General features: G+C 43.6%; 9 protein-coding genes. 5 read left to right on the top strand and 4 right to left on the bottom strand.

The genetic code is table 11. From position 1 onward, the window contains the following. Window positions 1-168: 168 nt before the first annotated feature. Window positions 169-1,641 (bottom strand): glycosyltransferase family 39 protein, encoded by a 1,473-nt coding sequence (locus tag H3S82_RS08820; protein ID WP_198232901.1) that lies wholly within the window; start codon window positions 1,639-1,641, stop codon window positions 169-171. A 114-nt stretch (window positions 1,642-1,755) separates the two neighbouring features. Then, window positions 1,756-3,054 carry a UDP-glucose/GDP-mannose dehydrogenase family protein gene (locus H3S82_RS08815; RefSeq protein ID WP_198232902.1) on the bottom strand — a complete coding sequence of 433 codons (1,299 nt, stop codon included), beginning with the start codon at window positions 3,052-3,054 and terminating at the stop codon, window positions 1,756-1,758. Between the two features lie 90 nt (window positions 3,055-3,144). On the opposite strand from H3S82_RS08815, the gene pncA reads away from it, so the two are divergent. Together pncA and H3S82_RS08805 are read left to right on the top strand one after the other, a co-directional pair. Beyond that, window positions 3,145-3,756 carry a bifunctional nicotinamidase/pyrazinamidase gene (gene pncA, locus H3S82_RS08810; protein ID WP_198232903.1) on the top strand — a complete coding sequence of 204 codons (612 nt, stop codon included), beginning with the start codon at window positions 3,145-3,147 and terminating at the stop codon, window positions 3,754-3,756. Between the two features lie 433 nt (window positions 3,757-4,189). Continuing rightward, complete coding sequence (locus H3S82_RS08805; protein ID WP_198232904.1) at window positions 4,190-4,822, top strand: hypothetical protein; 633 nt, start codon at window positions 4,190-4,192, stop codon at window positions 4,820-4,822. A gap of 271 nt (window positions 4,823-5,093) precedes the next feature. Here the strand turns inward: H3S82_RS08805 and H3S82_RS08800 are convergent, their stop codons facing one another. Together H3S82_RS08800 and H3S82_RS08795 are read right to left on the bottom strand one after the other, a co-directional pair. Then, window positions 5,094-5,435, bottom strand: a complete 342-nt coding sequence (locus H3S82_RS08800; protein WP_077972021.1) for a hypothetical protein — start codon at window positions 5,433-5,435, stop codon at window positions 5,094-5,096. A gap of 99 nt (window positions 5,436-5,534) precedes the next feature. Further along, complete coding sequence (locus H3S82_RS08795) at window positions 5,535-6,005, bottom strand: hypothetical protein (RefSeq protein ID WP_198232905.1); 471 nt, start codon at window positions 6,003-6,005, stop codon at window positions 5,535-5,537. A gap of 714 nt (window positions 6,006-6,719) precedes the next feature. On the opposite strand from H3S82_RS08795, the gene ettA reads away from it, so the two are divergent. The 3 genes from ettA to H3S82_RS08780 all read left to right on the top strand — a co-directional run bounded on the left by ettA (window position 6,720) and on the right by H3S82_RS08780 (window position 11,380). After that, entirely contained in the window at window positions 6,720-8,369 is a 1,650-nt protein-coding gene (gene ettA, locus H3S82_RS08790; protein ID WP_198232906.1) for an energy-dependent translational throttle protein EttA, read from the top strand. 603 nt (window positions 8,370-8,972) lie between these two features. After that, complete coding sequence (gene tam, locus H3S82_RS08785; RefSeq protein WP_077972013.1) at window positions 8,973-9,737, top strand: trans-aconitate 2-methyltransferase; 765 nt, start codon at window positions 8,973-8,975, stop codon at window positions 9,735-9,737. Window positions 9,738-10,675: 938 nt separating this feature from the next. Beyond that, on the top strand, window positions 10,676-11,380 hold the full coding sequence (locus tag H3S82_RS08780) for a L,D-transpeptidase (RefSeq protein ID WP_198232907.1): 705 nt from the start codon (window positions 10,676-10,678) through the stop codon (window positions 11,378-11,380). Window positions 11,381-11,626 lie beyond the last annotated feature (246 nt).

Here is an 11,626-nt window from a genome sequence, read left to right as displayed (position 1 = left end):
AAACTTCTTATGATAAGCAGGTGAGCGGCCTTTATTCTTTTTGCCCTTTATTCTTTTTACCCTTTATTCTTTTTACAAAGAGCGGACAGCAGCCCCTTCTAGAGTGGAAAACACTGTTTGTGGTGTCGGGCGCAAGTCAAGTAAGATAAAAGTCAAGTAAGATATAAGTCAGGGGAGATACAGGTAGGAAACGATACGTTTGACGTCGCTTCCGCCAATAAAACCAACTTTCACTTCGCCGGTTTTGCCGACGACAGGTAAACCGGCTTCAATGAGAGCGTCGCGCAAATCTTCAGGCAATTTTCCATTGCCGGGCCACAAAACCATAAGTGGCGTTACGAGTTTTTCGCTAATAAATGGAGAACCGACGTGAACGGTTTTGAGCGTCGGGTCAATCAAACGTAGGTTTCCCGGTAATTGGGGATGGCGCGCAAAGACCATTTTGAACGGGCCTTCCGTGCGAAGTGCCCGATCAAGTTTTTTATAATCAAAGAGCTGTTCGGGCGGGTCAAAACGATTATAGGCAGTCGCTATGTTGATATAGAGAATAAAAGGTACAACCAATGCTGCGATCGCTCCTATCAGACCGAAAGCGCGCACATATTTTAAAGAATAACACAGTCGCGAGAGGACGAGTGTGAAATAGGCAGGCGCAAGGAAAAGCAGAGGTTGCAGCCAACGATCTTTAACATTGGTAATACCGAGCACGAGAACAAGTGCAAGAACGAGCAAAATTCCGAAAAGCAGGATATGATAAATAAGATGTTCGGCCCTGTTTTCTTCTCTCGTTGTCAATTGTGATACTTTTGAATTGGAGAAGCTGTGTAAGCCGGCAAGGATGAGGGCAAGAATAAGGGCAACGGACACAAATCCCAATGAGGCAACAAAGAAGTCGGCCAATCCGCTCAGACGATCGGAAAAAAAGTTTCCTGTTTTTCCCATAGCAAGCTTATTGGCGCGTGCAACCACACTGGCAGGATGAGCAAACATATAGATGAAGGCAGGCGCGATTGCCACACAAGTGGTGACAATGGCTAAAGGGAAATAGCGATTTTTCAAAGCGTAACGAAATTCGCGCGTTAGAGCCGTGCCGCAGAAAAGTGCTACGAGAAAAAGTGTGCCATTGTATTTCCCTAAAATTGCAGTAGCAGAGGCAAGTCCGAGAATAATTGCCCTGAAAAAAGACGGTTTACGTATAAAAAGACAAAATGCGGCAAATGAATAAGCAGATCCTGCCGTGCCCATGATGGAGTGGGTGAGGGCGCGTTGTGATTCCCATCCAATCTGCGGAAGCAGAAACATTGCAAGCATGGATGCTCCGGCAACAACAGGGCGGACATCAAGGAGTCTGAGGCCAAGATAAACACCAAGAAAAGTTGTGGCAAGCAGACCGAACTTGATCACTTGTAACAAGTAGAAATGAAGTCCGAAGAGTTGCTCCACTCCATAAGCAATCCATGTATAGAGTGGTGGTTGGGAGCCGCCATAGCCCCAATTCCAGTAACTGATATTGGAGGCAAGCTCGGCATCATCAAGGCCGGCGCCTTGTGAAAAAACAGTTACAAAGACCGTTTGGAAAGCAAAATAGAGTATGATGAAGCAAACGGCCGCGCTGCCGTAATCCGGTTTATATTTTGCCATTAGCCCCATCCTTACATTTCACAATTCAACAGTGAGTTTTGTTATAAAACTTCAAATATAATTGCCTAACCGAACGCGCAATAGGGCCGGTTATGGATAACACCAGAAACCTGATCAACGGCCAATGGATATATAGTCCAGGTCTATATTTTGAAATTCTTCCTTTTTATAGATATTGCGCAAATCTACAATTTTCCCCTGTGGCATAAGTTCGGCGAGTTTTTTCAGGTTAAGTGCGCGATAGGCATTCCATTCCGTAATGATTGTGAGTACGCCGGCGCCTTTTGCAGCTTCATAGGGAGAGGAGCACCAAACAATATTATCCAGAACTTTCTTGGCCTGTTCTTCCCCTTCCGGATCATGCGCACGTACCGTCAAGCCGGCCTCCTGCAAAACTTTGATAATGCTCAAAGCAGGAGATTCCCGTATGTCATCGGTGTTGGGTTTGAATGTTACACCAAGGACGGCGACTGTATTAGTGTTTTTTTCTTTCGCGGCTTTGATAATGCGTTCACCCATTTTTATCTTACGTTCTTCATTGATTGAAATAACTGTTTCAATCAATTGTTGGGGGGCATTGTAATGAAGGCCGGTTGCTGCAAAGGCGCGCGTATCTTTTGGAAAACACGAGCCACCAAAACCGGGACCAGCATGTAAAAATTTGGAACCGATACGTTTATCCATGCCGATTGCCTGAGCGACTTCCTGAATATTGCCGCCGGTTTTTTCGCATAAATCGGCAACCTGATTGATAAAAGTGACCTTCATTGCAAGGAAGGCATTGGCCGCATATTTTATCAGTTCGGCATTTTCGAGCGAGGTAATGACCAGTGGCGTTTCCCTTAAGTAAAGCGGCCGATAAAGCCTGCGCATTGTTTCGCGTCCGCGTTCATCTTCGACACCCACAACAACCCGGTCAGGGCGCATAAAGTCTTCAATAGCCGAACCTTCGCGTAAAAACTCGGGGTTGGAAACCATTGAAAAATGGATATCCGGACGCAATTTTTCTATACGTTTACGAATGCGCGAATTGGTGCCGACAACAACAGTCGATTTAATGACGATAACTGCACCATCCTTCATAGCATGAGCTACCTGATCGGCAGCCTGTTCTATAAAGTGTAAATCTGCTTCCCCATCGCCGCGACGCGACGGCGTACCAACAGCCAGGAAAATGACGTCAGCTTCTTTGACGCTATTTTCAAGATCGATTGAAAAAGACAGACGTTGTTCTTTGATGTTTCTGACCATCATCTCGTCCAGTCCGGGTTCAAAAATAGTTGCTTCCCCTTTGTTCAATCGGGCAATAATATCAGGATTGGCGTCAACACAGGTCACATCAAATCCGAATTCGGCGAAACAAACACCTGAAACCAGCCCGACATAACCGCTACCGATCATGGTAATTTTCATCAAAGTCTTCCTTGCAAAATATTGTTCTTGTTTGATATGACTGTTTTCCCGTGACTGCAACTGTCACTTGGGGAATTAAGGGGAGAAAAAATGGCTACCGAGGCACTTATTGTTGTTGATGTACAAAATGATTTTTTACCCGGTGGCGCACTTGCTGTTCCCGAAGGTGATCTTATTCTTCCAACTGTTTACGCGCTTATGATGCGCTTCGACCATGTTATCCTTACTCAGGATTGGCATCCGCAAAACCATCAAAGTTTTGCGTCGAACCATTCGGGTTTTTCTGCCTATGACACAATAACAGTCGATTATGGCCCGCAAACACTTTGGCCGGATCATTGTATCCAAGGGTCGGAAGGTGCAGCGCTTCACGGGTCTTTGCCTGTGGATAAGGCTGAAATGATCATTCGCAAAGGGATGGATCCGAAAATTGACAGTTATTCGGCTTTTTTTGAAAATGACCGTAAAACCCCGACAGGGTTGCGCGGCTATCTGAAGGAACGTGGCATTAACAAGCTTACATTCTGCGGCCTTGCAACCGATTTTTGTGTGGCCTATTCGGCGCTGGACGCCAAAAATTGTGGCTTTGATGTGTCGGTAGCGCTTGCTGCTTGTGCCGGTATTGATCTCAACGGTTCGCTTGATCTTATGCTGAAAACCATGAATGATTCCGGTGTCAAACTGTTAATGGGCGCTCTTTAAGAAAAAATTCCGGATAAATTCTTCCGGCCTTTATTCCATTTTAGGGTTCGTTCCGGTCAGGGTAAAATAGAAATGTTTTTGCCGTGAAACAATTTGTCGTTTCGTCGCAATTTTACTGGTGAGCCACACAATGTGGCTTCACATATGATTTTCAAATCATCTATAAGGTTTAAAAAATTCACCTCATTGCAATCGGGTGCTGATGCATCTGGTCAAGTTCTTTAGCAATATTCGGGTCTAAAGGTCTTAAAAAACAAAGAAATTTTATGATAAATGTATGTATTTCTTACATTTATTGAAATCATAAAAAGACGAATGCCATAAAATTGCTAATAATCATAATTTATAATATAATAATAAATGCATTTATGAAAAATGCTATCGGGTAGTCGGCTGACATGATGACAGTACATGCCATTTCAAGGTTTGTAACATGATAAATACTTCATATACAAAATATACAAATATTTCACCCCGACAGATGACCGAGGCAAATTCTCGAACGTCAACTTTTACGAAAGCTGATGCGTCCGGGCAAAAAGAAGAAGCTAGCCCCGTAAAACTTAATTTGACCTCTGATCCGAAGTCGTTTGAAGGTCTTTCACGAGAGGATTTAGCCTCTATTCTTCTCAATGAAGATGGATTGTATAATGAGGAAGATAAAGCGAATGCTGGCTTCTTTCTTGAGAAGCAAACGCTTGATGCTTTTTGGGCTGAATACAATAAATCAGGTGATTATGCTGCTGCACAAGAAGCCAGTATAAAGTCATTGGATAAGGCAGGGGTGAAGGAAAAGCAGACATTTCTTTGGAATGATAAACGAGCGCATATCGTGTCTGATTATGAAGCTTCAGCCAGACGCAACGGAGTTGCGGCAAAGAATTTCGATATTGATAGTGAACTCTATAATTTGCTTAAAAATGTCCATGACCGGATCAACGAGGAATCACGACTGGCATACACGAATGGCAAAGACTTCCCGAACTATCTTGAAGATCATGACTATCTATCAATTAGAAAACAGTATGAGTCAGAAATGAAAACGGGGTTTTCCTTTAAAGTCTAACCCCGTTTCCGGTTATCAATTCAAACTGTAGGTCATATCTGCGCTGAAATTGTCCGTTCAATCAGAATCGGCGGAAGAAATGCGGCCTGAACACTGACTGGAACGACCGTTCATGAAAACAACGGTTGGTACGTTCTATCGCTTGCCTTGTCCTGTGAAATGTCCTTGGCTTCAAGTCTGTTTGTTTTCATCTCAGGAAAAGAGCGAAATGAAGATAACGGTGACGAGCTTAGATATTTCCGTTCATTCGGAAAATGATCATGCAGTTTTCTTAACTTCTCGGAAGTCTCCTTTCGCAACGCTTCAAGATCGTTTGCTCGAAATTTCCGGCGGCATCAATCCGCTCACGATTGGTCGAAAACTGCTTTTCCTCATAGGCAAGTTCGACGATCTTTCTGAAAACCGGATCAAGAATCTTCTGATCTTCGGCCGATCTTTCCTTTAATCCGTTAAGAACAAGAGTTGTTGCTTTATCAATAGGAACACCGCTTTGGCGAACCATCATGACCGTACGACCTAATCCCGCCAAATCGCTACATTTTACGTTCGTTTCCTGAGCGAACAGATTTGTTTGAAAAAAAACAATTATGATGAGTGCAGCAATAAAGCGCATCAAATTCTCCTCATTTATATCTAGCGAGCTTAACATTTGCGATACCGCAATAAAGCCCGCTCGTCCAACACAAAGTTGACAATTAAAAGCTGCCCGATTTTAAAACTTGTCCGAGTTTAAAAGGGAGGGCGAGTTGACAAAATCACTAATGTCGCGAGGGGACGTTTTGTCGGTGAGCCAAAAAATATTCTTCGACAATCCGAAAAGTTGCGGCGGTAACTTATCCGGAAAAGACAGCCAATCACCGATTGTGAGAGCGTAGTAATCGGCAACCGATAAAATGTCACGTAAGCGTCGCATCATAAGCGGGCTGAAAACATCTGACCCCATGCGTCGCTTTTCATTTTTTAACGTTAGTCGCAATAGCAACAAACGCCAGTAACTATAACTCTTCTGTTTATCAAGAACGAGTTTTATCGAATGACTGCGAGTGAACGTGTGTATTGCCCATAAGCCCAATGGAAAGGGGGCATAGATCACTATGTTTCTGTCTTCCGGAGCATTTTGCAGCTTCAATTTACGGTCAATCCGATAAACTGTTTTATCTACTGTGGCGAGTGAAGCGGACATTTCAAACAAACAATCGGGTACAAGCAAGGTGTTTTTTGCTTCGAAAAAAACATTTGTGTTACCGTCCCGGTCAAAAATGACCGGTTTTTTTCGCGGCTGTGACTGGCTTTTTTGTAAGAATTTTTCAGTCATTGGTTTAAAACTGGAAGGGTCTCCCGTTGCTTGGTGTTTTTACTTGCGTCAGTGAGTAAAATAAAGCAATATTGTTTCATGTTAATATCAAAAATATAAAAAGTTGGTATAATTTGCCAAGTTTTAAATCAATACGGGGAGCAAACGCTTGAAAAGCGTTTTGCTTATTGCCAGAGGGGGAAGCCGAGTGACGAAAAAATTCGCACTCGGCTTTAATCATTCCGGAATGCGAGATCATCGCCACCGCCAGTTCAGAAGCTCTGTTTGCCAATTTGAAACCGTGGATCATGGGCATATCAGGTGAACAGGTCGCGCATGATGTGATGAGCATAATCATAAAACAGTACTTGGAAACAAGTTTTGGCTTTTAAAATTGTTTGCTTCTTTAATTTTGTTTTACTTTTTTAATTTCGTTCTGCCGGGGCTAAAGATTGCTGCTGCTAAAGATTGCAGCGGCTAAAGATTGCCGAGACCAACTCTTTCGGTTAAAAGATCAGAAAAGAATTTGTTTTGAACGCATTTCCGCAGGAAATGTCGATGAAGGCGTTTCATGAAGCGCAGTAATCAAGGAATGGAAAATATATGGCGCGGCAATTTATCTATCACATGGCTGGTCTGAGCAAATCCTATGGCAATAAAAAGATTTTGGACAATATCAATCTGTCTTTTTATCCGGATGCAAAAATAGGTATTCTGGGGCCAAATGGTGCCGGCAAGTCGACAATTTTGCGGATTATGGCAGGCATTGACAAGGAATTCACCGGTGAAGCCTGGCTCGCAGAGGGAGCAACCTGCGGATATTTGCCGCAAGAGCCGACGCTTGATCTGTCAAAAGATGTGCGCGGCAATGTGATGGAAGGTGTTGCCGATAAAAAGGCAATTCTTGACCGCTATAATGAATTGATGATGAATTATTCTGATGAAACCGCTGATGAAGGCGCAAAACTTCAGGACATCATCGATAGTCAAAACCTTTGGGATCTCGATTCGCAGGTAGAAATGGCAATGGATGCATTGCGCTGCCCGCCTGCAGATGCCGATGTTTCAAAATTGTCGGGTGGTGAAAAACGCCGTGTCGCTTTATGTAAATTGCTGCTGCAACAGCCTGATCTACTTTTGCTTGACGAGCCGACCAACCATCTTGATGCCGAAACGACAGCATGGCTTGAAAAGCATTTGCGCGAATATCCGGGGGCTGTTCTCATCATCACCCACGACCGTTATTTCCTAGATCACGTCACCGGTTGGATTCTGGAGCTTGATCGTGGACATGGCATACCTTACGAGGGCAACTATTCGGCTTATCTGGAAGCCAAAGCCAAGCGCCTTGCACAGGAAGGCCGTGAAGAAGCTGCCCGCCAGAAAGCTTTGACGCGTGAACAGGAATGGATTGCATCAAGCCCGAAGGCCCGTCAGGCAAAGTCGAAAGCGCGTATCAAGGCTTATGATGAATTGGTTAAGGCGGCCAATGATCGTCGCCCCGGTGAAGCGCAAATTATTATTCCGGTTGGCGAAAGACTGGGGCAGGTTGTTATTGAAGTAGAACATTTGACCAAAGGGTTCGGCGAACATGTCTTGATTGACGATCTTTCTTTCAAATTGCCGGCTGGTGGTATTGTCGGGGTGATTGGCCCCAACGGTGCCGGTAAAACAACTTTGTTCAAAATGCTGACCGGTCAGGAAAAACCGGATTCGGGAACAATTCGTATCGGTGACACAGTGAAAATGAGCTATGTTGACCAAAGCCGTGACGCACTTGATCCGGATAAAACAGTCTGGGAAGAAATTTCCGGCGGTAACGACATCATAAAACTCGGCAAATACGAGATGAACAGCCGTGCCTATTGTGGTGCGTTCAACTTCAAGGGAAGCGACCAGCAACAAAAGGTTGGCAATCTTTCAGGCGGCCAGAGAAATCGTGTGCATCTTGCAAAACTTCTCAAAGAAGGCGGCAATGTGCTATTGCTTGACGAACCGACCAATGATCTGGACACTGAAACGCTGGCAGCACTTGAAGAGGCACTCGAAAATTTTGCCGGTTGCGCCGTTGTTATCAGTCACGATCGTATGTTTCTTGACCGTCTGGCAACGCATATGTTGGCTTTCGAGGGAGATAGCCATGTTGAATGGTTTGAAGGCAATTTTGAAGATTACGAGGCCGATAAGATACGCCGTCTTGGACCTGAATCGGTCAATCCGAAACGGGTTACCTATAAACGTTTAACGCGTTAACTTGATCGTTCCGGTCAATACCGTGGCGAGAAACCTGTTTTCCAATTTGAAATTACTAAAAAGCGGAGCTGACCTCCGCTTTTTTATGAAGTTAAAATTTTTTATAAAATATCATCTGATGATTGCTTAAGAGGGGGCATTGCTTCAGGCCGTATTCACGACAATGGTCATGGGAAGGGGAAATAACCGCTAGATCTAACAACGGATTGTAATTGGTAATGAGCACCACACTTAACCAGCGAGCTTGTCTGATTGTAATATCCTTGCTTTGTCAGATGGATGAGAAGGCGCAAAAATCTTCAAAGAACAGACGGAGCACAACGTTCGAGTGGCAAGTCAATTAGGCAATTGGTCAAATAACGTCCATGGCAATGACCGGAAGGCGGTGTTTTTAAAGGCGGGTAGCACATTCAGCCGCGATGGCATAGCGCTCAAACCGGATAGGCCTTATAGCCTTACAAAGATTGACGACATGAAAAGACTATGTGAGAAATCATATAAGCGGGATGGCAGGATAGAAAGAATTTTTGACTTTATGGGTGTCTTGAACCCGAAAAGTGATAAACTTATCTCACTGCACAGATGAGACAATGGAGAATACCGATGCAAGATTGGTCAGCAAAAGAATATTTGAAATTCGAGGATGAACGTTTGAGGCCGGTACATGACCTCGCTAATGCTGTCCCTCTGAAAGAGGTTAAAAACATTGTCGATCTCGGTTGTGGTCCCGGTACCTCTACCGAAGTTTTGTGTGAACACTGGCCAAAGGCCAAAATAACCGGTTTTGACTCTTCTCCGGAAATGATTGCCAATGCCAAGAAACGTTTGCCGAAGATCGAATTTACGGTTCAGGATATCGAGAAATGGTCGCCGGATGCAGATGTTGACCTGTTGTTTTCCAATGCCGTCTTCCAATGGTTGCCTGATCATATCGAACAGATGAAGCGCCTCGTATCATCTATGAAAAACGGTGCGGCGCTTGCTGTACAAATGCCGGACAACTTGTTCGAGCCGCTTCACCGTGCAATGATTCACGTGGCGGAAGACAAAAGGTGGAATGATCGCATCGGTTCGGTGGCACGCGAAAAATTGCCGAATGTCTCGGTCTATTATGACGCATTAAAACCGCTCGTGCATTATATCGATCTCTGGCAGACAATCTATAACCCGATTATGGAAAATCACGAAGCAATTGTTGACTGGGTTAAAGGTGCAGCTTTACGGCCATTTCTGGCACCACTTAACGAGCAAGAAAAACAGGATTATCTGGCACTTTATCTGGAACGCATCAAAAAACTCTATCCGACGCAATATGACGGCAAAGTGCTGTTACGCTTTCCCCGCCTGTTTTTGGTTTTGGTGAAATAAAGGTCAAGATCAAAATCTGCGTGTTGCTATCATGAATCCAATTGAAAGAGCCATATATGTTATGGCTCTTTTTATTTTTCTGGTTTCCGGACAAGCTCACATCGGGATGGGATTAAATAATTTTTCAGATTAAAACCGTTTCACGAGATTTGTCGCGCAGATTTCCCATGGGGGTCTGCCACATCTGTTCAAATCAATATAGATGATAGTGAAAAGGCTCGCTATTCGTCGGCGAAAACCAGTTAAAAACAACTATGCTCAATCATATTCCAATTGCGTCACCTTAATCTAATAGGAGAACACAATGCCCGATTAAAGATGCAATCAATGGAAAATTTCTTTTAATCTCGACCGTTAAGCCGCTTTATCAACAAAAAGCGCTTATCTTTTATAGCTTAATAGTTTGTTATATTCTAAAAAATATTTTATTATTAAATATATATCAATTAAAGAATATTTTATGTGATTAATATTATAATGTATATTATTAATAGTTTTATATAAACGTAATTTATCTATTAATATAATATATTTTTTATACATTTTAATGGAGTTAATTTGATAAATAGAACTATGAAATAATGAAATAGCAAATCAAAAATCGGATTTGGGGCGGAAGTGGAGGCAATTGCCATAATAAACGGGAAGACGATTTTTAACGGTGTTTTTAACCACCAATTGATTCGTCTTGACCGCGTTAGTGTTTTTGAAGTTTTCGGGGTTGAAATTTGCTCACTAAAAGCGGCGCACCACTTCATTTACTGTTGCATAATTGTCTTTCTACGCGGAAAAGTTGTCTTTAAAGAGCTTAAATAGCTTTAAAAATGGTGGTTATAATCTGAAAATACTTTTTATTATGTTAACTATCTATTAACCACGTTGTACGAAAAAATATGCGCACTATGGCGTTTCGCAATCACGAGGTTTCTAGACTGAAAATGAAATATTTCTGGCAGCAAAAATTAGGGCTTGCAGCAATTCTGGGTGTTTTGGGAGTAGGTCTTGTCGGATGTGCGACAACGCCACCGCCGACGGTTTCGTCAGATAACAGTGTCAAAGCCGCGCCTAAAAAACCGGTCGTGACCTCAACCTTGCTTGGTACGCAATCGGTTTATGACCGGTATGAGCAAACTCCTGACGAACCATTCAAGATTCCGCCGGTCACGGTCAAGATACCGGAACAATTCGAACGCACAGTTGTGTCTTATCCGTCTGACGAGATACCGGGTACGATTATTGTAGAACCGGAAAACCATTATCTCTATCTTATTACTGGTAACGGACAGGCTATCCGTTATGGCGTTGGTGTCGGTGCTGCCGGTCTCGGTTTTCAAGGTGAGGCGAAAATACGCTTCAAGCGTAAATGGCCGCGCTGGATTCCTACAGCCGATATGGTGCAGCGCAAGCCGCAGCAATATAAACGCTTTGCTGACGGGGTACCGGGAGGATTACACAGCCCGTTGGGTGCCCGCGCGCTCTATCTCTTCCAAGGAAACAACGATACCTATTTCCGTATCCATGGGACGACGCAACCATCAAGTATTGGCAAAAATGTTTCGGCAGGATGTATCCGCATGCTGAATAAGGATGTTGTCGATCTTTTTGAGCGCGTCGATGTCGGTTCGAAAGTGATTGTCCGTTAATTTTTTTCCATAAGTGGTTTATTTGAAAGGGCGGCTTTACCGCCCTTTTTCTTTTCCGGGCGTCGGTTGTTTATTGAAATACGCGCGATCGCTCTGAAAGCGGATATTTTTGACCGGTGAAACCATGAGGACAAATTTTTAAGCTTTAATAGCCTCGCTTATTATCTTAGATAACATATTCAACAATCACGATGCGATCAGGAAAAGGAGTGATGAACCCGCATTCTCATGCGATACACCCTTCTC

Origin of the sequence: Bartonella sp. M0192, assembly GCF_016102305.1 — a bacterium.
Lineage (GTDB): Bacteria > Pseudomonadota > Alphaproteobacteria > Rhizobiales > Rhizobiaceae > Bartonella > Bartonella apihabitans.
This window is presented reverse-complemented; position numbering and strand designations above follow the sequence as displayed.